Source organism: Embleya sp. NPDC050493 (assembly GCF_044458105.1).
GTDB lineage: Bacteria > Actinomycetota > Actinomycetes > Streptomycetales > Streptomycetaceae > Embleya.
Genome location: NZ_JBITHP010000003.1, coordinates 46,873 through 69,238 on the forward strand (window position 1 = coordinate 46,873; position 22,366 = coordinate 69,238).

Consider the following 22,366-nt stretch of genomic DNA (forward strand, 5'->3'; position numbering starts at 1 on the left):
ACGGAAACGAGATGCGGGGGCCCCGCGCGCAGGTGCCGCCGTGGACTCCGCTGGACGACTTCCTGCTCTACACCTGCGACGTGGTCGCCGACGTGATCGAGGACCGCGTGGCGAAACGGCCGCTGGTCCCCAGCCCGATCCGATTGGATGCGGGCGATCGGGCGCTGGCCACGGGGCAGGCCGAGCGGTTCACCATGCGGGCGGCGGGTGACGGCAGCTACCGACACAGCAACATGTTCGTGTTCGGCGGCCCGGCGTTCGTGGTCGGCTCGCTGGCGGCCAATGCGATCGGCAACAACGTCCGGCGCAACAACGCCGCCCGAGCCGCGCAGCCGCGCTGGATGCCGGACGGCTTCGGCGAGGTCACGGTGACCCTGCGACACGTGCGCCTGGTACATCCGATCGCGCCGCTGTCGCTGTACTGGAACGGCCTGGACGCGGTGGACCTGCCCGGCCCCGGCGTCTTCCAGGCCTCGTTCCAGGACACCTACGCGAACCGATACATGAGCGTCCGGCTGCACACCGGCTGGGCTTCGCTGATGTTCGCCCTGGCCGCGCTCGATTCCTTCCCGGCACACCCTCGGCTGCTCGCCGGCACCTGGCTCCCGCCGCACTTCGAACAGCACGCCGCCGCGCACGGCCACTACTGCCGCCCGGCGGCGAGACTGGCGATGCACCGGGCAAGCGGCTGACGCACCGGCGACGGCCCCGGTGCCGGCACCGGGGCCGTCGGAAGCCACGAACGAGGCTTCCCGGTGTGCTCGGTCAGGACAGGAACTCGACGTACCCTTCGGTTCCGTGCACGCGGATCCGCTGTCCGTCGCGGATCAGCCGGGTGGCCTGTTCCACGCCCACGACGGCGGGCAAGCCGTACTCCCGGGCGATCACCGCGCCGTGGGTCATCAGGCCGCCAACCTCCGTCACCAGGCCCGCGATTCCGACGAACAGCGGCGACCAGCTGGGGTCCGTGAAGGGGGTGACCAGGATGTCGCCCGCTTCGAGATCGGCCTCCGCCATGTCGAGGATGACGCGGGCCCGCCCCTCGATGGTCCCGGCGGAAACCGCCAGTCCGACCAGGGCGCCGGCCGGCACGTCGTCACGCCGGTACGCCCCGGTGACGGCCTCGCCATCCGAGGTGAGCACCCGGGGCGGTGTGAGCGCGTGGTACGACCGGAACGCGTCCTTGCGCCGCCGGATGAGCCGGTCGTCCACCCGGTTCGAGCGCACGACGTCGTGGAGTTCCTGAAACGTGAGGTAGAAGACGTCCTCCTTCTCGGCAAGCACGCCGGCCTGCACGAGGCGCTCGGCCTCCCCCAGCAGGGCCTGCTTGTAGACGAAGTAGCGGCTGATGATGCCGTACTTGGGGTACTCCCGATATCCGATGAAGCTTCTGACCCGGTCGATCATCCGCTTGGTCTCGCCGGCTTTGCGGTCGCCGTCCGGCAGGGCCCGCAAGCGGGACAGCACTTCCTGTTCCTTCTGCCGCGCCTTCCGTCGTCCCTGCTCGAAGCGCCGCTCGGCCGCGCCCGGCTCGAAGTTCCGGACGTTGTCCAGGATCACGGGCACGAGTGTGTCGGGACGCTCGCGCCAACGCGGCCTGGTGATGTCGATCTCGCCGACACAGCGCATGCCGTACCGATCGAGGTAGCCCTCGATGGCGTCGCGCGCCTCGGTTCCGCCCTCGATCTTGGCCAGCTCGTCCAGGAAGTTCTCGTCCCGGACGCCCCGCAGGAAGGCCACCACCTCCGGCCGCGGGCGGATCACGTCCGCGACGTCGAGCAGCGCCAGTCCCATTTGGGACGTGATGTTGTCGGGAGCGGACAGCGTCAGCGTGTCGGCCGCGTTCTTCTCGCCCAGCCACTCCCACAGCTTGTCGTTGAGCCACCAGGTGGCCTCCATCGCCGCCATGATCGCCCGAAGGTTCAGCGGATCACCGAGGACACGCTTGTGCTCCTCGAAGGCCTCCAGCAGGAAGTCGAACAGCGCCGGTCCGGTCTTCGTCCGGATGTCCCGCTCCAGGGCGGCGATGGACGCCCGACTGCGCTCGATCAGCTCGGTGACGATGGCCGGATCGGCCTCGGTCGGGGCGGAAGCGCCGCCGGCGGGCGGCCCGCCGGGACCCGCGTCCGGGAGCGACGGGACGAAATCGTCGCGGTCGAGGACGGTCTCCAGAGCGTCCCTGATCAGCGGATCACTTCTCCCGATGACGTCCAGGAGGCCGGCGCGGCTCACGGGCGAGGCCAGGCGCCGGGTGACGTCGACGAACAGCCTTCCGCCGGCCTCGTGCATCGGCACCATGGCCGTCAGCCGCCACATCGAGAGCCCCAGGGGCTTCATCGGGTCGGTCATCATCTGCCCATGACCGACGGAGACGTAGACGTGATTCTCCCGGTCGCCGGTCTCGGTGACCGGAACGGGGAACAGCGTCGTGATCGGCCGGCTCTGCACGATCCGGAAGGCGTCGTCGACCAGGCACCATTCGATGTCCTGCGGGCGACCGAAGTGTGCTTCGATCCGTCGTCCGAGCTCCACGAGCCGCACGACCTGAGCGTCCGTCAGCGCCGGCTGCTCCTGCCGCTGCGCGTCGATCGCCACCTCCTGCGTGCCCCCGGCCGGCAGGGCGTGCACGGCACGCTGTTTGGCGGCGATCGCCTTGGCGACGATTTCGCCGTCCCGCACCTTGAAGACATCCGGGTTCACCAGGCCGGAGACCAGGGCCTCGCCGAGGCCGAAGCCGGCGTCCACGGTGGCGACCTTCCGGTTGCCCGTGACGGGGTCGGCCGTGAACAGGATGCCGGCCGCATGCGGGAAGACCATCCGTTGCACGACCACGGCCATCCGGACCGTACGGTGGTCGATGCCGTTCCGCAGGCGGTAGATCACGGCCCGCTCGGTGAACAGCGAGGCCCAGCACCGGCTGACGTGTCGGAGGATCGCAGTCGGCCCCACGACGTTCAGGTAGGTGTCCTGCTGGCCGGCGAAGGAGGCCGTCGGCAGGTCCTCCGCCGTCGCGCTGGATCGAACGGCGCAGCCGGCCTGCTCGCCGAGCCCGGCGAGCGCGCGGGTGATCGCCGCCGCGACATCGCCCGGGATGGCGATCCCTTCGATGGTTCGACGGATCTGCGCGCTGAGCGCGCCGATCGCCTCCCGCTCGTCCGGGTTCAACCGCGACAGGCGGTCGAGTCGATCGTCGATCGACGGCGCCTCCGCCATGATCCGCCGGAAGGCGTCCGTCGTCACACAGAACCCATCCGGCACGCCGACGCCTTCGATCCGGGACAGCTCGCCCAGATGCGCGCCCTTGCCACCGACGACCGCGACCTGCGTCTCGTCGATCTCTCGCAGATCCAACACGTACTGCTCGGTCATCGCGACACCTCCGGGCCGGCCGTGCTCGACTCCACCGCGGTGGCCGATCGCCTCACCGGCGCCGGCGCCCAAAACCGCACCGCCGGTCCCACCGCCGGTTCGACGTCACCGCGTCCCTCGTCCGTCGACAACAACACAGGCACGACGTGGCCCCATTTCCGCAGGTTGTGGCTTCGGCCGACGATTCTGCGCGGTGACCGGGGTCTTGCCGCAAGTCCCCCGGTGCGCTATAGCTTGGTAGTGGCGGGGAGAGTGATCTCCCTGCCTTTCCTTTTGCGCCGAGGTGCGGTCACCCGGCCGCCGGGATCGGTGACCGCGTTCCGGCCCGTCCGCGCACCCATGCTCGTCGCCGCGCGCTCGGCGACCTCCGCACCCGAACGCGATGCACCATGGGACCCACTCGATGTCTCGAATCGGTGGACGGATCGATCGGTGTGAGCGGAGGCGGGCCGGGCGGTGATCGAGGTGGAGTTGAAGGCTCGGGTGGGTGATGTGCCGGCTCTGGCCGGTGCCCTGGAGCGGCTCGGGGCCGGCGGGCGGGAGGAGGTGTATGTGGACACCTACTACGACGACACCGATCGGGCATTGGCGGGCGGGGACCGGGAGTTGCGGATCAGGACGGTGCGGGGCGCGGGTGCGACGGTGTCCGTGCTGACGTACAAGGGTGCGCGGGTCGAGGCGGTGTCGGGGTCGAAGCCCGAGCACGAGACGCGCGTCGAGGATGCCGCCGGTGCGGATGCGGTGTTGCGCGGGCTCGGGTACGTCCCGACGATCCGGTTCGAGAAGCGGTGTCGGAACCACGCCTTCGAGCGGGACGGTCGACGCCTGCTCGCGTCCCTGGTGGAAGTACCGGAGTTGGGTGAGACGTTCGTCGAGGTCGAGACCCTGGTGGCGGACGACGACGGGGTGGCCGCGGCGCTGGAGGTGGTGCGGACGGTGCTTGCCGACCTCGGGGTGCCGCGCGAGGCGGTGACGACCGAGACATACACGGAGGCGGTGGCGGCGGCGCGCAGGCTCCGGGGAGAAGCACAACAGGCCCCGGGATCGGGGTGATCGGATCGATTTCCGGACCGTTTGCGGCCTGTTCGGTTAGTCCTTTCGGGTGTTGGGGTCGAATGCGGCTTCGGGGCCGGGCCCGGTGCGGTAGACAGGGGGGCATGTCTCTGAAGACGCGTGCCGCCAGGGTCGGCTCGATGGATGTGAACCGCATGGCCCCGGTGGAGTTGCGGGTGTTCGCGCTGTTGGCCGCAGCGGCCGCGGCGGGGCAGAGCATCACCATCCGCGAGGTCGCCGGACTCGCCGGGCCCAACGGGCGCACGATCGGCTCGCGCAGCGCGATGAGCATCGCCGGCGACCTGGTCGACAGCGGCCTGTTGGCGCTGACCCCGGCACCGACCGCGGTCGGCCTGGACGGGCCCATCCAGGTGTCCGTGGCCGGCCGGGATACGGCGGAGCCCGCACCCGCGCCTGCCTCCGCACCGGTGCTGCCGCGGCCCTCGTCGCCGCTGCTGCCCGAGTTGCGCGAGCCGATCGCACCCGTGGCCGCCGTGCCGCCGACCCGGAACACCCGCACGGCGCCGGAGCCGCGGTCGTCCAAGGAGGCCCGCCGCCCGCGCGAGCCCAAGGGCTCCAAGGACGGCGAGCAGACCGGCCTCAAGCGTTTCGGCGTGCTCACCGTGCCGCCCGGTCTGCCGGAGCCGCTGCTGGCCGAACTCACCGCGATCGTCGAGGGGTTCCGCGCGCACCAGGCCGGCGGCGCCGCCGATCTGACGGTCGTCGCGGAGTTGACCAAGCGCAAGGCCGCCGCGCTCACCGTGTGGGCCGACGCACCGTATCCGCTCGGCACGGGCCTGGTCCGGGCCGAGGCCGAACGGGCCCACCGGGCGTACGAGACCACCCTCCAGCAGTTGGCCCAGCAGCGCGGCATCCCGTGGGAGAGCGCCCGCCCCGGCGCGGAGCCGGGTGGGCACTGGGCGGTGAGCGGCCTCGGCGAGCCGGTGCGCGGCGCGCTGACCTACATCGGCCGGACCGCGCCCGGCACCGCCCCCGTCGCGCGACTGCTCGCGCTGGTCTGCCTGTTGCGCGGAGTCGGCACGGGCGTGGCCAACCTGACCGGGCCGGACCTGCGCGGCGTGTGCGGCAAGGAGGCCGAACTCGCGGTCGGCGAACTGACCGCGTCCGGGTGGCTCACCGTGGACGTCGAGGACCTGCTGGCAACGGAGGAGGACCCGGTCGGGTGCGGTGTCCCCGGCGCCGAGGGCTTCTCCTTGGGCAAGTTGCCCAGGACCCGATCCTCGGGTTGGGTCGCCCGGCTGATCTCGCACAAGAAGCTGCGCAAGCAGCCCGCACACGTACGGCTGGCCGCACTGGGCATCACCGCCCACTCGGACGCGAAGGGCGACACCCGCGTGGAGGTCGCGTTCCTCACCGGCCTCAGCGCGACCGCGGCCGAACAGGTCGCGGCCGCCGCCGACACCCTGGTGACGGAGGGCTGGCTGGCCGAGGCCCACATCGAGGACGGCGAGCTGCGCGGCCGGATCGCCCCGGACAACCTGATCTTCGTGGAGGCGTTGCGCACGAACACGCCGGTGCAAACCCTCCAGGCGGCAGCCAAGGCCGCGGCAGCCGAAGCCGCGGCAGCGGCGGAGGCCGGCACGACTTCGGATGCGGCGCAGGTCTAGGTAGCAGGTCCCCGGCCTGGCGGCGAAGCCGGACGGTCGGGCTCGCAGTCGGGATCCGCTCGGTCTGCGGCGCCCCCGTCCCGCATGTGGGTGACCCGGGTGGTCGGGGGTCGCGTGGACGACCACCCGGCCGGCCAGCCGGACCCCGGCTCCGTCGATCGGGACCGGGCCGTCCGTCCGGGTTCGGCATCGCCGGGATGCCGGGAGTCCGACCCCACCCGCGCGTCCGGCGCGCGCGACCACCTCGGCCGACGCGTACCCGGTGAGCCGGACGGCCACGTCCGAGGGCCGCCTGCCCGGGCGGCTCCGACCGCACGTCCGGCGCAACGTGTGGCCGCCGGCCGTCGGTCGTCACCCACGGCGGCGCGGTGCCGTCGGCTTGGACGAGGTCGCCTCGGCCGACGCGTACCCGGTGAGCCGGACGGCCTCGCCCCAGGGCCGGCTGCCCCGGCGGCCCCGACCGCCGCATGCGCCGACCCGGGGTTCGGAGGCACCGCGTGCCGCCGCCGGGCGCTTCGGGGTCGGCGCCGGGACACCCCCGCGCGCTGCGCCGATCGACGCGTGTGCCGCGGATCGCAGCCCCGTACGCCGGCGGAAGTTTGCCTGGCCGTCACCCGCGATCCGCTCCCCGGTCGACGGCGGACCGATGAACTGCGTTCGTCCGAACACCTGCGCACGCCCGAACCATCCCCGTACGTGCGAACAGCTCGGCACACCCGAACCACCCCATCCGTGCGACCCCTCGCACGGGCGCTCCCCGCATCCGAAAGGGCTCTTCGTGTCGGCCTCCCCCCAGCCTCCCTCCGGCGTATCCCGCCGCCGCCTGTTCCAGCTCGGCGCGGGCGGCGCGGGACTTGCCGTCGCCGGCTCGCTCCTGCCGCCGTCCGTACAGCAGGCCCTCGCCTCCCCGCCCCGGCGCGGCGGGTTGAAGGCGATCAAGCACGTGGTCGTGCTCGTCCAGGAGAACCGGTCCTTCGACCACTACTACGGCATGCTGCGCGGCGTCCGGGGCTTCGGCGACCGCAATGCGATCCGGCTCCGGGACGGGCGCGCCGTGTTCGAGCAGCCGGGCGGCCCCGCCGGTCGCGTACTGCCGTTCTCGATACGCAAGGCGGCCCAGGAGGCGTCCAAGGACCTGCAGTACATCGGCGACCTCGACCACGGTTGGGACGGCGGGCACAAGGCCTGGAACGACGGCTGGAACGACGGCTGGATCGGCGCCAAGACGCCCGCCACGATGGCCTACTACGACCGTACCGACCTGCCGTTCCACTACGAGCTGGCGGACACGTTCACGATCTGCGACGCGTACCACTGTGCGCTGCCGTCGTCGACCTCGCCCAACCGCAACTACCTGGTCAGCGGCTACACCGGCTACGAGCCCGGCAGCAGCACCCGGCGCGCGATCGACAACGCCGCCTACTCCGAGGACACCCACGCGGGCTACTCGTGGACCACCTACGCCGAGCAGCTCCAGCGCGCGGGCCGGTCCTGGAAGGTCTACCAGGAGTGGGACAACTACCAGGACAACAACCTGGAGTTCTACGCCTCCTTCAAGCAGGTCGCGCGGAAGGCACTGGCCGCTGCCGGCGACTTCAAGAGCCTGGACTCGTTCTACGGCAAGCTCGGCGGGCTGCCGGCCGCCGAGCAGGAAGCGCTGCTGGCCAAGCTGGAGCAGGGCGTCGCCGCGCTCCCGGCCGCCGACCGGGCGCTGTACGAGCGTGGTCTGCGGCGCGGCCGACCGCACTCGCTGGCGGACGCGCTGCGCGCCGACATCGCGGCGGGCACCCTGCCCGAGGTGTCCTACCTGGTGCCCTCGGCGGCCGACTCCGAGCACCCGGGCGCGTCCTCGCCGGCCGCCAGCGCGACGATCACCTACCAGGTGCTGGATGCGATCGCGTCCAACCGGGAGGTCTGGGACTCGACCGTCGTGCTGCTGACGTTCGACGAGAACGACGGCTTCTTCGACCACGTGCCCGCGCCGTGCCCGCCGGAGGAGGTCACGGACGAGTACTACAAGGGGCTGCCGATCGGGTTCGGCGCCCGCGTGCCGATGATGATCGTGTCGCCGTGGACCGTCGGCGGGTACGTCTCCTCGGAGATCTTCGACCACACCTCGGTGACCCGATTCCTGGAAACCTGGACGGGAGTTCGCGCGCCCGACATCAGCGCGTGGCGGCGCACGGTGTCCGGTGACCTGACCGGCGTCTTCGACTTCGACCGGGCCCGCCGCTCGAACGTGCCGCCGCGCCCGGCCCCGGCCCCGGCGTTCACCTCGCGCTGGCGGCCCACGCCGCCGGCCGACCAGAAGCTGCCCGAGCCCGAGCGCGGTCGCCGCCCGGCCCGCCCGCTGCCGTACCAGCCGGACGCCTCCGCTCGGCTGGACGCCGCCAAGCGCACGCTGACGCTCGACCTCGCCAACGGCGGGCAGTCCAGCGTGCACCTCCAGCTGTTCCCGTACTCGGGCGAACTGCCCAAGCCCAAGCACTACGACGTGCGCGGGCGGCGCTCGGACACGTTCACGCTCAAGGGCGACCGCTACGACCTGACGCTGGTGGGCCCGAACGGCTTCCGCCGCGAGTTCGCCGGGACCACCGCGACCGCCGGCGCCGAGGTCACCTCGCGGATCCGCAGCACGGGTCGGATGCTGGATCTGGAACTGACCAACCACGGCAAGCAGTCGGTGACGTTCACGCTCACCCCGAACGCCTACGGCGTCGGCTGCTCCGACCGCGAGCGTACGATCACCCTCAAGCCGGGCCGGGACCGTACGGTGCACTGGTCGACGGGTTCGGCCGACGGCTGGTACGACGTCACGGTGACGATCGAGGGCAGCGACGGCTTCACCCGACGCCTGGCCGGCCACATCGAGAACGGCCGGGAGAGCGTCAGCGGCTGACCGGCGGATCGACCGGCAGGTCGCGGCTGCGACCCGCACCATCGCGCACGTCCCGGCGACTTCCCCACGCCGGGACGTGCGTTCTCGGAGCGGCGCCCTTCGGCCGGGGCCGGGCGGCGCCTTCGGCTGTCGGAGTTCGGCGCCTTCGGACTTCGACGGGCGGCGGGTGGATGGCGGCGGCCGACCGGCGGGGAACGGCCGGCGGCGGGTGGGAAACGGGAGGTGGCCGGCGGCCGGCGGGCGGCAATTCAGGCGGCGGTTCGCACCTTGCCCTTCGGCGAGGGTGTGGTCGCGTCGTCGCCGGTGGCCGGTGCGCTCGGCGCGCCTGATGCGCCCGGAATCGCCCGAGTGCTCGGGACCTGGTCGGTGCTCGGCTTGGTGGGCTGCAAGGTGCAGCGGCCGTCCTCACATTGACGCTCCAAGCGGCCCGCCGAGATTGCCCCGATCAACCCGATCACCCAACAGGTCGGGCAACCGCGCAGCGCGATCAGCCCCACGGGAGCGAGCAGCAGGGCTGCCGGGCCGATCACGGGGAGCAGCGCGAACGCCCCGACGAGCGCTCCGAACCCCAGCGCGCCTCGAACCAGGTGCCGCGCCACCGAGACATCGGCGGCGCGTCGGTCAGTGCCGGCTTTCATCGAGAACCCCCTCATCTCCGTCGAGCGGTTGCCGAAGTCCCTCCCGGACCGCCGCCCGGGCCCGGTGCAGACGCGACTTCATGGCGGCCGTACTCAGCCCCAGCGTCTCGGCGACCGACCGACCCGGCAGACCCTGCACATCGCGCATGATCAACACCCGGCGCAGATCGTCGGGCAGCGCGGCGATCACCGCCGCCACCCGCTCGGCCTCCAGGCGCCGCAACACGTCGTCCTCCAGGCACTCGGTGGCCACCTCCCGGTCCGGTTCGGCCGGCCGCAGCACCGTCCGAGTGCGCCGCAGGCACTCGTTGCGCACGATGCGGAACATCCACGAGCCCAGCGCCGCGGTCGCCCGCAACATCCCGATCTTGCGGTAGAGGATGATCAGCGCCTCCTGCGCGGCGTCCTCCGCGTCGTGCGGCGACGCGCACAACGAGTGGGCGAAGCGCAGCACGTGCGGATACGACCCGGAGACCAGCGCGGAGATCGAGTCGACGTCCCCGCGCTGGGCGGCGAGGACCAACGGTTCGCCGGGCCAGTCCTTGTCAGCCACGCGACTTCCCCCGCTTCCGGATCATCACGACACACGTACACACCAGCATCGCAACACCTACGGCGACACCGACCACGACAACTCCCATGGGTACCCTCCTCGGACTCCCGGGCCGACCGAGCGGTCGACGCACACACATAAGAGCCCGTCGGGCCGCGAAAGGATTCACCCGGGAACCCGAAACCCGAAACCCGGAATCGGGAGGCTCGGGTTCGTCGGTGGGTGACAGCCCGATCCGAGCCGATCCGAGCCGATCCGAGCCGAGCCGAGCCGGGGCTGTCCGAACGGTCGTACCCGAACAATCAGGCCCGGAAGGGGAGCACCGTGCGGGCACGGACCAGTTCCCCGTACGGCTCGGGCGTGCCGGCCGGAAGCGTGGCCAACCACAGGACGTCGGCGGCGGCGCGCTCGATCTCCGCGGCGCGCTCGGCGGGGTCCACCGGTTCGGTCGGGTCGGCGCGGCACACGCTCGCGGCGTTGACCACGATGTCGCGCCGGGCCGCGTGCCCGGCCAGGTCCCGGGCCAGGATCTTCATCGCGGCGATCCGGCCGATCATCGACGGGACGCCGATCCAGGCCGGCCAGCCCTCGGCCGCCGCCCGACCCTGCTCGACGGCGCATACGTAGTCGTCCATCACCTCGGCCAACTCGGCCAGACTCGCCCGATCCACGTCGAAGCGCGTTCGCAGCCGGTACGGGAGGTGCCGCAGTCCGCCGAAGTCGCCCGCCAGGAGTACGAATCGCGCCCCGTCGCCGAGCAGCGGCGCGAACGCCTCGATCAGCCGGTGGGTGTCGTGGTTGTCGGTCTGCACGTAGGACCTGACCTGGTCCTGATTGCGTACGCCGAACGCGATCCGGGCGGCGGTGCCGGCGATCACCACGTCCACGACGCCGTGTCGCTCGGCGAGCGTGTCGGCCAGCGCGCCGACGCCGGCCGCGTCGCCCGGTTCGAGCACCGCGAGCCGCGGCGCGAATCCCTCGCCGTGCAGCCGGGCGACGGCGGCGCGCCCGCGTTCCGGGTCCTGGGAGGTCAGGTAGACCACGCCGTCGTCGCCGAAGCGACGGCACAGCCCGCGCACCAGCGCGAGACCCAGCGCGCCGGTCGCGCCGGTGACGAGGGCGGTCTTGGCCATGGTGATCCCCGATTCGGTGAGGGTGGGAGGTACGCGGCCGGGCGCCCCGATCGGTCGCGTCGATCGGTCGCGTCGATGTGGTGTTCGAGCGTTTCACTCGGCGTGTCTCTACGATCGTGCCGGGACGGCGCCCGAGCAACGACGATGCTCGCAACCCTTGTTAACCGAGGGGTTACCGATGACGAAGCGGGAATCCGATCCGGCTCGGTTCGGCTGACATCGAACAGGACGCCGCACGGGGCAGCGGGGCAGCGGGGCGCAACCCGTGCGCGGCAACAACGGCAGGGCACGGCACGACGCAACACGGCATGGCATGGCGCGGCGACGAACGGCGGGGGCGTATGGAACTGCGGGACATCGAGATCTTCCTGGTGCTGGCGGAGGAGTTGCACTTCGGCCGCACCGCCGAGCGGTTGTTGGTCTCCTCGGCCCGGGTCAGCCAGGCGATCAAGCAGCAGGAGCGCCGGATCGGCGCACCGTTGTTCGAGCGAACCAGCCGGCGCGTGGCGCTGACCCCGATCGGTCGGCAGCTTCGCGACGACCTCGCGGCGGGCTACCAGCGCATCCAGGACGGGATCGAGCGGGCCGCGGCGGCGGCCCGCGGCCTCTCCGGAACGCTGCGCCTGGGCACGATGGATGCCACGCTGGCCGAGATCCCCGACGTCGTGGACACCTTCCGGACCCGGTATCCCGACTGCGAGCTGCGGATCCGCGAGGCGCACATCGGCGACCCGTTCGGGCTCCTGCGCAGCGGCGAGGTCGATCTGCAACTGGTGTGGCTGCCGGTGGAGGAGCCCGATCTGACGGTGGGTCCGATCGTGCTGACGGAGCCGCTGGTGCTCGCGGTGTCGGCCCGGCACGAATTCGCCGGCCGGGCCTCGGTCTCGATCGAAGACCTGGCGATCGGGCCGGTGTTCCGGACCGACGACTCGGTCCCGGCGTACTGGGCCGAGGCGATCAACCCGACCCAGACACCCAGTGGTCGGCCGATCCCGCGCGGCCCCTCCAGCGCCACGGCACACGAGACGCTCACCGCGATCGCGGCCGGCCTGGGCATCTCGCCGGTACCCCTGCACGCGGTCAAGTACTTCCCGCGCGGCGACATCGCGTACATCCCCATCCACGACTCACCCACTCTGGCCTGGGGCCTGGTCTGGCGCACAGCCGCCTACTCCCCCCTCGCCCAGGCCTTCACCCGGGCCGCCACCGACACCTTGGCGGCGTCGGCGAAGCCGGGCCCGGATCCGGCCGGCGCAACCCGCCGCCCCTGACCGACCGCGCGGCCGACAACCGTCCGAGGCGCCGATCGAGGCGGCCGTCCACTCCTCGGACGAACCGCCTCACCCGGAGCCGGCAACCGATCCGGCCCACCCCGGACCGGCCCGCGCAGCCAACGTCGCCCAACCGGGCCGCGTCGACCGACACCACGACACCGCGGCTGCGGGGCCGGGGCGGCGGCGTCCACTCCTCGGCCGTCTCCCGCCCAGGCCGTGTCCGGTGGATCCTGGTGGATGAGGTCGCGTCGTCCGGTGCCGTGGCTCGGCGTGCCGGAGAAGCAGCCGCACAGTGGTTCCATTCGGCTGTTTCCCCGGTGCGGCGAGGTGCGGTGCCGGGCGGCGCGGCCCCACCAAGATCCGCCGGACACGGCCTACTAGGACTTCACCCATTCCCTGGGGTCGCCGTCGGGGCGGCGGACGGTGCCGGCGGCGAAGTCCTGGAACCCGGCGAGCCGGTTGCGGACGGAGTCGGCCACGTAGTCCTCGATGGACGCGGCGAGCCCGAGTCCGATCAACGCCCGTACGCGTTCCACGGCTTCCGGAGACAGGCTGACTCGGACCTCGGCCCCACCGGCGCGAGTTGATTCGATACTCATCCGACGGACGCTATCGCCGCGCACCGACACGGCCCCCGGTCCGACATGCCACAGCCCGGCCGGTGCGACCCGGCCACCGCACCCGGCCGTCGGCGGCCGGTCCTCGCAGGCCGGACGCGCGGGCCAGGATCGACCGCCACGGAACCGACTACGGTGTCAGCACGATCCGGCCGAAGACCTCGCCCGCGTCCATCTTCCGGTGCGCCGACGCGGCTGCCTCCAGTGGCAGCACCTCGTGCACCACGGTCTCGATCGCACCGCGGCCCGCCGCGGCGAACTGCTCGCCTCGCACGGCGCGCCGGTCGGCTCCGGGGACGGTTGCCGCGCTGAAGGTGGCGAAGGACATCGACTTCCGGAACGCCGCCATGATCTTCATGCCGAAGTCCGCCGGTGGCGGGCCTGCGACGGCACCCACGGCCACCATGCGGCCGTTCGGGTCGAGCCGGTCGAAGAACGACGGCATGTCCTTGCCGGCCACCACATCGATGATGACGTCGTACCCTTCGGGCGCTCGCCCTCCCCCGCCGCCGGAGCGGTCCAGCACGTGGGTCGCGCCGAGGCGTCGCAGCCGCCCGCCTCGTTCGGCCGAGGAGGTGGTGACCGCCACCGCGGCGGCGCCGCCGCGAGCGGCGAGTTGCACGGCCATGATCCCGATGCTGCCGGCCGCCCCACGCACCAGGACCGTCTCCCCGGGAGCGAAGTGGGCGTGGCGGAGCCCGAAATGCGCGACCACGCCGGAACTGCCGAGCGTCACCGCGTCGACGGCGGACAGGTTCACGGGCAGGGGGACGATCTCCTCGACCGGCACGAGGGCCTGTTCGACGTACCCTCCCCCGGTTCCGGTGAAGCCCCATACCCGACGGCCGATCCACGAGGCGTCGACGCCGTCACCCACCGCGATCACGGTGCCCGCCACCTCGCTGCCCGGGATGAAGCCCTCCTCGAAGCCGTAGGCGGCCAGGGCCCCGCTTCGGATCACGACGTCGACTCCACCCACGCCCACGGCCTCGGCGCCGATCAGCACCTGTCCGGCAGCAGGCGTGGGGGCCGGCAGGTCGACGACAGCCAGACCCTCCGGGCCTCCGTACGCCTGGATCACGATCGCCTTCAACGTCGCCTCCCCTGTGCTCGGGCCGATCGAGATCACCTGCGGCCGTGCCCGGGCACCCGCCGCCTCGCTCCGATCGCCGCCGAGGGCGGGAAGGGGTTCACGGCGTGACAGGGATCCGATCTCGGCGCGGCGCGCTCGGTGATCTCGCTGAACTGCGATGCCTCGAACGTAACGGACGCCCCCGTCCGTTTGGCTAAAGTGAGAACGTGATCGAACGTTTGCCTCACACGCTGCGTTCCGACGCGCTGGACAACCGTGAGCGCATCCTCGACGCGGCCCGAGCACTGTTCTCCACGGTCGGCCTGGACGTGCCGATGCGGGAGATCGCGCGGCGCGCGGGTGTCGGACCCGCCACCCTGTACCGTCGCTTCCCGACCAAGCAGCTACTGGTCGCCGAAGCCTTCGCGGACCGGTTGCGCGCTTGCCGCACCATCGTCGACGAGGGCTGCGCTCATCCCGATCCGTGGCGTGGCCTCTGCCTGGTGATCGAGAAGCTCTGTGAGTTGCACGCGCGGGATCGCGGCTTCACCGAGGCCTTCCTGGCAACCCTCCCCGGAGCACCCGATGTCGCGGGACGCGAGTACACGGTGAAAGCAGTCGCCGGACTGGCCCGGCGAGCCAAGGCCGCAGGGCGCCTGCGGCCCGACTTCGTCCTGGACGACCTCATTCTCGTCCTCATGGCCAACAAGGGAATCCACGCCGGATCGACGGCCACCCGGGTCATGGCCTCCCGACGCTTCGCGGCGCTGGCGATCCAGGCGTTGGAAGCCTGCCCTCGGCACGCACCGCTACCACCGGCGGCACGACTGGCGCCGAATGCACCGGACGGCGCCCGACCATAGGCGAGCGGTATCCACGCTCGACGAGCGAACCACCGCACACCCGGGAGGGGATCGCCGGGCCGAACCCGTGGGAACAGGTCGCCCGGGTCCGGCGCCTCAGCCGACACCGACGGTCTGTCGCTCCGGCTCGATCACGGCCACGACGCGTTCCTGCCCGCGGGTGTAGGGCGCACCGGTGTACTTCGTGGCGATGCGGTCGATGATCGTCCAGGCCGCCTCGCCCTCCAGCCAGTCGACGACCCGCCCGCGGATGACGACCGGCTCGAACGGGTTGTCGCTCGGCGTCAGGGAAAGCGCCACCCGCGGGTCGCGCCGCAGGTTGCTCGCCTTACGGCTGCCGGGCCCGGTGAGTATCACCACGTGGTCGCCTTCGGTACCGATCCAGACGGGAACGGAGTGCGGAGCGCCGTCCGGGAGAAGGCTGGCGAGGTGGGCGATCGAAGTACCGTCGAGAATGCGTCGGACGTCGGGGTCGAGCATGTCTGTGCTCCTTCGGCGAGAGTTGTGGTCGGCACGGGTCGTATTCGGCGAGACGACCGGGGTCATCGCACCACCTCGTAGCGCAGGTGGGTGACTCCGGGTGCCGGAACGGCCTCCAGCAGACGGAGTCGCACGTGCTCGGGCAGGCCGTGGAAGTACGGGCGGCCGGCGCCGAGCAGGACGGGCACCTGGTGCAGGATCAGCTCGTCGACCAGCCCCGCCTTCAGCGCCTCGGTAACCAGGACTCCACCCATGAGGGCGACGTCCTTGTCGCCGGCCGCTTCCCGGGCCGCCGCGACCGCGTCCGCCAACCCCGTCGTGATCAGCCTCTGGCGGTCGCCGGTCATCCGCGGTGCCGGCCGGTGGCTGACCACGAACAGTGGCGCCGCCGGGTGCGGGGTCCCGTCGTCGCCGAAACGGTCGGAGTCCTCGTACGTGTTGCGGCCCGCGACGCTTGCGCCGACCCGACCGGCCGCGTCGTCGAAGAACCGGGCACTGGGCTCGGAGAGCCTGAAACCGTCGAAGACCCGACTGGGCACGTCGCCGTCGAAGTACCAGTCGAAGAGCATCCCGCCATCGCCGAGCCCGCGGCCGGGGGCCGGGTCACGACCGGTGATGTATCCGTCGACCGATACCGACAACGCGCTGAACACCTTGCTCATCACCGGACTCCTCTTTGGGGTTCCTTCAAGAGACTCCAAGACCGTATCAGGTGAAGTTCCGTAAGGGAACCCCGATTGCTAGACTTCCGTCCATGCAACGCACAAGCTTCCGCGAGATGGCCTGTTCGATAGCGCGCACACTCGACGTGATCGGAGAACCGTGGTCGCCGCTGATCCTGCGTGACATCTGGGTCGGGATGAACCGCTTCGACGAGATCCAGGCCGACCTCGGCATCTCGCGCAAAGTCCTGACCGAGCGACTCAACCACCTCGTAGAACACGGGGTGCTCGAACGCCGCCCCTACGACCGACGCCCACGGTACGAGTACCACCTGACCACCAAGGGCACCGAACTCGTCGACCTGCTCATGGTCATGGCCGACTGGGGCGACCGCTGGCTCGCCGGCGAAGCCGGCCCTCCGGTGCTCTACCGCCACCACGCCTGCGGGGAGATCAGCCGAGTCGAACTGCGCTGCGCCCACTGCGGCAAACCGATGCACGCAAACGATGTCGACGTACTGCCGGGCCCGGGCAGCGCGACCCCCGAGGCCGCGGCAACCCCCTCCGAGCCGCGCTGACCGGGGACGGTCGGCCCTCTGCGGCATGCTCGCGCACGATGGTTCAGGCCACGAGAGGGCGAAGGTGCTTCAGGCCACCGGAAGGCGAAGGCGAGCTGCGCGGTCGCGCTGCCGCCGCGGCCGGGCGCGGTCCTGGCCACCGGGGGACCGTCCTGGTCGTCGCGTTCGGGTTCGCCAAGGTGCCCGCCCGCGGTTGTGGCGGGCGTGCCCCGCCAGGCCACGGGAGGGCGGCCACGGTTCAAGCCGCCAGGGGCGAAGTCGGTTCAGGCCACGAGAAGACGGAGGCCGAGTTCTGCCGCGTCGAGGGCGACGAGGTCGTGGTTGCGTTCGGCCCACCGCCCCGAGGAGAGGTCGTCGCGGAGTCTGCCGACCGCCCGCTGCTCGGCCGCCGGCCCGACTCTGGTCCATACCGATACCGCGCGGCGCACGTGTTCGTCCAGGTACGCCTCGGGCCGGCGCCAGTAGGCCTCGAAGAAGCCGTCGGCGCAGTCCCATGGGATGAGCACCGGTTCCATGCGCGCCCCGATCGCGTCCGCCAACCGGTCCACCGACGGCCGACCGGCGACCAGGCCGGCGACCTCGGGCAGGTAGTCGCGGCTGAGCCAGAACCGCTGACGCCAGCCGGTGTCACCGGTGTCGTGCGTGAACACCACCACGCGGCGGGCCACGCGCCGCATCTCGCGCAGCCCGGCGATCGGGTCGTGCCAGTGATGAACGGTGCTGAAGGCCATCGCGGCGTCGAAGGATCGGTCCTCGAACGGGAGGCTCTCCGCGTCGGCGGCCACACAGGGCGCCGCGCCCGCAGGACGCTGGGCCCGCATGACCGCCGACGGTTCCACCGCCGTGACGTCGCGGTCGGGGGGCTCGTAGGAGCCGGTACCGGCCCCGACGTTCAGTACCGTCCGGGCGTCCCCGAGCGCCTCCCAGACCCGCGCGGCGATCCGCGGTTCGGTGCGTCGCGTCGCGGGGTACGCCGACCCGATCGTTTCGTACAACTGCGCGCCGAACACCTTCAGTTGCTCCTCCGGTGTCGTTCTGATGCCCATGGCCCGGGCCTCCAGTTCGCTGTCTATGGCCGCCACCATGGCGGCGGTGCGGTCGCGCTGTTCCAGCAGCAGGCCGCGCAGCCGGTGCAGGTGCGCGATCGCGTCGGTGGTCGGGTCGTCGACCAGATCCGCGATCTCGCGCAAGCCGAAGCCCAGTCGCCGATAGGCGAGCACCTCCCGCAACCGCTCCACGTCACCTGCCGCATAGGCCCGGTATCCGGCCGCGGTCCGCGCGGACGGCTGCACCAGGCCGATCTCGTCGTAGTGATGCAGCGTGCGCACGCTCACCCCGGCCAGTTCGGCCACACGTCCCACCGTCAAGTGCTCTTCCACGCCACCGACAATGCGGCATGACGCAACGTGAGAGTCAAGCGCCGCCCGGTCGCGCTCACCGCGGGTGCCCGGGTGGCCGGGTGCCCGGGTGACCGGGTGACCGGGTGACCGGGTGGCCCAGCCCCCGCACCCGACCCCACGCGAAGGCCGCCGACAGGCCCACCCGACCGTCCCGTCTGCCGTCGACGTCCGTGATGCCCTGCTCGGGGAATTGCGGGACGCCGCCTAAGCTGATCGGCGTGCCGCCATTGCCGATCATGTGGAGCGATCCCGGCTCCTACGGACTCACCGTCTTCCACGACCGCCACCCCGAACTGGTACGCAGGCTGGCCGCGGCCTTCCCGCTCGCCGCACGACAACTGGACGCGTTGGAGGGGCTGGTCGCCGAGACGCTGCACGACGTCGTCCGCCCTCTGCCCCCGGAGGCTCACGACGCGGCACGGTGGGCGGCCTGGGCCGAACACGGCGGGTACTACGAACGTCCGTGGACGCAGGCCCCGTTCCTGTGGGCGGAAAGCTACTTCTACCGTCGGTTGCTGGGCGCCTTCGGCTACTTCGACAGCGGGCCGGGTGCGGGCCCCTGGCGCGGCATCGATCCGTTCGGCCCGACCAAGCGCGTCGAACTCGACGGTCCCGCCGTCGACGAGGAGTTGGCGGGCCTCGCGGCGACCGCCCGGCTCGACGCGGACGAACTGCCGTACGCGCTCGTCATGGCATCGCTGTGGGGCAACCGCGCCGACCTGGGCTTCCGCCTCACCGCGAAGACCGACTCGGGCACGGCGACGACCGACGCAGGCACCGCGGACAGCGACTCGGGCCCGGTGGGAACCGACTCGGGCACCGCGAGGCATCGTTACGGGCCGCAGGGTCCGCTGGTCGCCGACGACACCGCACGGCTCCTGCGCCACCTCGCGGCCGAACCGGGCGGACGCGTGTGCGTGGTCGCCGACAACGCGGGCGGCGAACTGATCCCCGACCTCGTACTGATCGACCACCTGCTCGACACGGGACTCGCCGCCGACGTCGTACTACACGTCAAGCCCCACCCGTACTACGTCTCCGACGCGACACCGGCCGACGTGCTCGCGTGCCTGCGTCGACTCAGGGCCGCCCCCGGGCACGCGGGGCGCGTCGGCGAACGCCTGTGGCAGGCGACGGCGGCACGCCGACTCGACGTGCGCACCCACGCATTCGCATGCGCGCCCCTGCCCTACACCGCGATGCCCGAGGACCTGCGCGCCGACTTCGCCTCGGCGACGGTGACCATCCTCAAGGGCGACCTGAACCACCGCCGCCTGGTCGGCGACCTGCACTGGCCGCCGACCACCCCCTTCCGCGACACGGTCGGCTACTTCCCGGGCCCGGTCGCATCGCTACGCACCCTCAAGTCCGACGTGATCGTCGGCCTCGAACCGGATACCGTACGCCACCTCGACGCCACCGAACCCGCATGGCGCACCTCGGGCACACACGCCCTCGTACAGTTCCACGCACCCCCCGACACCACTGCCCGCACCGACTGAATCCCGGCCCGTCTTCCTCCACCCCGGTGCCGGTCGGTGGTCGGGATGCACCCGGGGCCCGGGTGGGGCCGGCGCCGAGAGGGCCGGGTGTCGTCCGGGGCCGCGGGCGGTGTTGTCGGTCGGGCCGCCGTTCGGGGCGCCGGCGACCGGTCGCGCGGAACGGACGGTGGTCATGTGGAGATGCTGGTGACCGCGTCGATGCCGTAGGTGCGGGCATAGCCGTTCTCGGTGCCGACGAGGAGGTCGACGATGTCGAAGTAACGGTCCCAGAACGGGGTTTCGCGCAGCGCGTCGATGAGGAGCTGGTAGGCGTGGTGGTCCACGGCCTCCCAGACCCAGACGTCGGTGACGCGCGTGGAGTAGAACTCCGTGTCGTAGAAGCGTGACCGGACGCCGGTGACCTTGCCCTCGATCGCGGGGACGACCTCGGTGGTGAAGGCGTCCAGCCGCTCCCGGGGGGTCATCGCGAGCCATTCGGGCGTGGTCTTGACGAGCATGAACGCCGTCACCGGGGTTTCGGTTTCCACAGAGAGCATGGCAAATCCTTTGAGGCAGTGGTGGTTTCGGTGCGGTGAATGCCGCGGATGCGAGCTGTTCGCGGTGGGTGTCAGGGGTGGAGGGCGGGCATGAGGGTCTGGGCGCACCACTGTTCGAAGGTCGTGGGGGAAGCGGTGTCCGGGGTGCGCGTGACGCCGGCGTCCAGGCCGTCGTCCTTGGCCCGCTTCATGTCGACGATGCCCTGGACGAACGCCTCGTTGAGGCCGTAGCCGACGAGGTCGGTCCGCAGACCCTCGTAGGACTGGCGTTCGTAGCGGACGGAACGACCCGACTGCTCGCCGATGATGCGGGCGACATCGTTGGAGGAAAGGTCTTCCGGACCGAGGACCGGGACGCTCTCCGTGCCGGTCCAGGAGCGGTCCAGCAGCAGTCGGGCGGCGACGGCGGCGATGTCGGCGGTGGCGACGAGAGGGGCTTTCCGGTCGGGGGCGACGACGTCGACGAAGACGCCCTTCTCCCGGATCGAGTCGGCCTCCTCCAGGAAGTTCTCGAAGAAGGACGGGCAGGCCAGTGCCCGGTAGGCGACGCCGGTGCCGGCAATGAGGTCGTCCATGGCGAGGGTCGCGGTGACGAGTCCGGCGCGGTCGGCGAGCGGGGTGCCGCGGCCGAGCGCGGAGATGCCGACGACGTGGCCCACGCCGTGGGCGGCAAGCGCCTTCGCGGCGGGAAGGGTGAAGCCGGAGTAGGCGTCGTAGGGGGTCAGGGAGGCGTCCGGCGGGGCGAGCCAGAAGACGGCGTCCGCGCCCTCGAAGGCACGGTCGACGACCTCGGGGGTGCCGTGCGAGCCGGTGATCACCTCGGCGCGTTCGCGCACCGCGTCGGTGAGTCGGGCGGGGTCGCGCACGATCACGCGCAGTTCCTCGCCTCGGTCCGAGACGGACTCCAGGAGCAGGGTCAGCAGCCGGCGGCCGATGTTCCCGGTGGGAGCGGTGACGACGATCATGAAAACCTCACGGGTCGTGCCTGATGGGTACGACCTCATCCTGCGGAGGATCACGGTGTTGCCACAATAGGAATCTCAGCAACGAATCATTGCCTGAAATGGAATTACCCTGGTGAACAACCCCGACGCAGTCATCGACGCCAACCTCGCCGTCGCGCTGGACGCCCTGTTGACCGAGCAGAGTGTGACCCGCGCCGCCGCGCGCCTGCACACCTCCCCCGCCGCCATGAGCCGTACTCTCGCCCGCCTGCGCCGCATCCTCCAGGACCCCCTCCTGGTGCGGGCCGGACAGGTCATGGTCCCCACCCCCCGCGCTCATGCCCTGCGCAACGAAGCCGCCACCGTGGTGCGCCGGCTCGGCGCGCTGCTGACCCCCGACGCCGGTGTCGACCCCGCCGCCCTGAGCAGCACGTTCACCCTCCAGGCCGCCGACTTCGTCGGCGCGGCACTGGCGCCCGGACTGCTGCGACTGGCCCGACTGGAAGCGCCCGGGGTTTCGTTTCGGTTCAGAACCGAGGACCTGGAGGGCGGACCGGTCCTTCGCGACGGCCGGATCGACCTGGAAATCGGATCCATCGACCACATCGACCCCGAGACCCGGGTCGAAGTACTGCTCACCCTCCGGATGGTGGCGGGCGTGCGCCCCGGTCACCCCCTCACCGAGGGAACCCCGACCCCGGCCCGGCTCGCCGCCGCCGAACACGTCGTGGTCAGTCGCCGTGGCCGATTCACCGGGCCCCTGGACACCGCCCTGGCCGAACTCGACCTCCACCGGCGGGTCGCCGTCGTGCTCCCCGGCCACCTGGCCGCGATGACCCTCGCCGCCCGCAGCGACTTCGTCTGCCTCGTCCCCGCCACTCTCCCGGGCGCCGCCCCCTCGCCCCTGACCGAGACTGCAACCGCGCTGGGCCTCCACCTCCTCGACATCCCCCTGCCGCTGCCACCGGTGGCCATCGGCATGGCCTGGCACCCCCGCCACGCCGCCGACGGAGCACACCACTGGCTCCGCGACGCCGTCCGTCGAACCCTGCGCACGGCCGACGGAACAGACGCCTGACCGGTCCGCGACCGGGCCGGAACGCACCGGCCGAGCGCCGTCGGGAGTGGCGTCCGCAGAGCGCACCGACGCGCCCGGCGCCGCCGG

At 71.7% G+C, this 22,366-nt stretch carries 20 protein-coding genes; 9 read left to right on the plus strand and 11 right to left on the minus strand.

The window, feature by feature from the left end:
* Positions 1-11: 11 nt before the first annotated feature.
* Positions 12-692 (plus strand): hypothetical protein, encoded by a 681-nt coding sequence (locus ACIBM5_RS07005; RefSeq protein WP_391585850.1) that lies wholly within the window; start codon positions 12-14, stop codon positions 690-692.
* 73 nt (positions 693-765) lie between these two features.
* On the opposite strand, the gene rph is transcribed toward ACIBM5_RS07005, so the two are convergent.
* On the minus strand, positions 766-3,369 hold the full coding sequence (rph, locus tag ACIBM5_RS07010) for a rifamycin-inactivating phosphotransferase (RefSeq protein WP_396005787.1): 2,604 nt from the start codon (positions 3,367-3,369) through the stop codon (positions 766-768).
* Between the two features lie 465 nt (positions 3,370-3,834).
* Between rph and ACIBM5_RS07015 the strand changes: the two genes are divergently transcribed.
* The 3 genes from ACIBM5_RS07015 to ACIBM5_RS07025 all read left to right on the plus strand — a co-directional run bounded on the left by ACIBM5_RS07015 (position 3,835) and on the right by ACIBM5_RS07025 (position 8,949).
* A complete protein-coding gene (locus tag ACIBM5_RS07015) occupies positions 3,835-4,422 on the plus strand; it encodes a class IV adenylate cyclase (RefSeq protein ID WP_396005788.1) in 588 nt (195 codons plus the stop codon).
* 104 nt (positions 4,423-4,526) lie between these two features.
* The gene (locus tag ACIBM5_RS07020) at positions 4,527-6,050 is read left to right on the plus strand and encodes a hypothetical protein (RefSeq protein WP_396005789.1); all 1,524 of its coding nucleotides are present in this window, start codon (positions 4,527-4,529) and stop codon (positions 6,048-6,050) included.
* Between the two features lie 778 nt (positions 6,051-6,828).
* Positions 6,829-8,949, plus strand: a complete 2,121-nt coding sequence (locus ACIBM5_RS07025) for a phosphocholine-specific phospholipase C (protein WP_396005790.1) — start codon at positions 6,829-6,831, stop codon at positions 8,947-8,949.
* 248 nt (positions 8,950-9,197) lie between these two features.
* Here the strand turns inward: ACIBM5_RS07025 and ACIBM5_RS07030 are convergent, their stop codons facing one another.
* The 3 genes from ACIBM5_RS07030 to ACIBM5_RS07040 form a co-directional block, all read right to left on the minus strand.
* Entirely contained in the window at positions 9,198-9,587 is a 390-nt protein-coding gene (locus ACIBM5_RS07030; protein ID WP_396005792.1) for a hypothetical protein, read from the minus strand.
* Entirely contained in the window at positions 9,571-10,140 is a 570-nt protein-coding gene (locus ACIBM5_RS07035) for an RNA polymerase sigma factor (protein ID WP_396005793.1), read from the minus strand. The genes ACIBM5_RS07030 and ACIBM5_RS07035 overlap by 17 nt, the downstream gene beginning before the upstream one ends.
* Before the next feature lie 302 nt (positions 10,141-10,442).
* A complete protein-coding gene (locus ACIBM5_RS07040) occupies positions 10,443-11,273 on the minus strand; it encodes a hypothetical protein (protein WP_396005795.1) in 831 nt (276 codons plus the stop codon).
* Positions 11,274-11,614: 341 nt separating this feature from the next.
* Between ACIBM5_RS07040 and ACIBM5_RS07045 the strand changes: the two genes are divergently transcribed.
* Entirely contained in the window at positions 11,615-12,544 is a 930-nt protein-coding gene (locus ACIBM5_RS07045) for a LysR family transcriptional regulator (RefSeq protein ID WP_396006361.1), read from the plus strand.
* A gap of 380 nt (positions 12,545-12,924) precedes the next feature.
* Here ACIBM5_RS07045 and ACIBM5_RS07050 read toward each other — a convergent pair whose 3' ends face one another.
* Positions 12,925-13,146: a hypothetical protein gene (locus tag ACIBM5_RS07050; RefSeq protein ID WP_391585860.1), complete on the minus strand. Its 222-nt coding sequence runs from the start codon at positions 13,144-13,146 to the stop codon at positions 12,925-12,927.
* Positions 13,147-13,294: 148 nt separating this feature from the next.
* Positions 13,295-14,257, minus strand: a complete 963-nt coding sequence (locus ACIBM5_RS07055) for a zinc-binding dehydrogenase (protein ID WP_396005796.1) — start codon at positions 14,255-14,257, stop codon at positions 13,295-13,297.
* 206 nt (positions 14,258-14,463) lie between these two features.
* Here ACIBM5_RS07055 and ACIBM5_RS07060 point away from each other — a divergent pair, with 206 nt between their 5' ends.
* Positions 14,464-15,099 carry a TetR/AcrR family transcriptional regulator gene (locus ACIBM5_RS07060; RefSeq protein ID WP_396005797.1) on the plus strand — a complete coding sequence of 212 codons (636 nt, stop codon included), beginning with the start codon at positions 14,464-14,466 and terminating at the stop codon, positions 15,097-15,099.
* A gap of 96 nt (positions 15,100-15,195) precedes the next feature.
* On the opposite strand, the gene ACIBM5_RS07065 is transcribed toward ACIBM5_RS07060, so the two are convergent.
* Positions 15,196-15,579, minus strand: coding sequence for a PPOX class F420-dependent oxidoreductase (locus tag ACIBM5_RS07065; RefSeq protein WP_396005798.1), 384 nt, complete (start codon positions 15,577-15,579; stop codon positions 15,196-15,198).
* Positions 15,580-15,641: 62 nt separating this feature from the next.
* On the minus strand, positions 15,642-16,241 hold the full coding sequence (locus ACIBM5_RS07070) for a dihydrofolate reductase family protein (protein WP_396005800.1): 600 nt from the start codon (positions 16,239-16,241) through the stop codon (positions 15,642-15,644).
* A 92-nt stretch (positions 16,242-16,333) separates the two neighbouring features.
* Here ACIBM5_RS07070 and ACIBM5_RS07075 point away from each other — a divergent pair, with 92 nt between their 5' ends.
* Positions 16,334-16,819 (plus strand): winged helix-turn-helix transcriptional regulator, encoded by a 486-nt coding sequence (locus ACIBM5_RS07075; protein WP_396005801.1) that lies wholly within the window; start codon positions 16,334-16,336, stop codon positions 16,817-16,819.
* Between the two features lie 263 nt (positions 16,820-17,082).
* Here ACIBM5_RS07075 and ACIBM5_RS07080 read toward each other — a convergent pair whose 3' ends face one another.
* A complete protein-coding gene (locus tag ACIBM5_RS07080; protein WP_396005803.1) occupies positions 17,083-18,198 on the minus strand; it encodes a MerR family DNA-binding transcriptional regulator in 1,116 nt (371 codons plus the stop codon).
* Positions 18,199-18,437: 239 nt separating this feature from the next.
* Between ACIBM5_RS07080 and ACIBM5_RS07085 the strand changes: the two genes are divergently transcribed.
* Complete coding sequence (locus ACIBM5_RS07085; RefSeq protein WP_396005805.1) at positions 18,438-19,721, plus strand: damage-control phosphatase ARMT1 family protein; 1,284 nt, start codon at positions 18,438-18,440, stop codon at positions 19,719-19,721.
* A 170-nt stretch (positions 19,722-19,891) separates the two neighbouring features.
* On the opposite strand, the gene ACIBM5_RS07090 is transcribed toward ACIBM5_RS07085, so the two are convergent.
* Positions 19,892-20,257, minus strand: a complete 366-nt coding sequence (locus ACIBM5_RS07090) for a darcynin family protein (RefSeq protein ID WP_396005806.1) — start codon at positions 20,255-20,257, stop codon at positions 19,892-19,894.
* 71 nt (positions 20,258-20,328) lie between these two features.
* Positions 20,329-21,222, minus strand: coding sequence for an NAD(P)H-binding protein (locus ACIBM5_RS07095; RefSeq protein WP_396005807.1), 894 nt, complete (start codon positions 21,220-21,222; stop codon positions 20,329-20,331).
* A gap of 103 nt (positions 21,223-21,325) precedes the next feature.
* Here ACIBM5_RS07095 and ACIBM5_RS07100 point away from each other — a divergent pair, with 103 nt between their 5' ends.
* Entirely contained in the window at positions 21,326-22,279 is a 954-nt protein-coding gene (locus ACIBM5_RS07100; protein WP_396006362.1) for a LysR family transcriptional regulator, read from the plus strand.
* Positions 22,280-22,366: the final 87 nt, after the last annotated feature.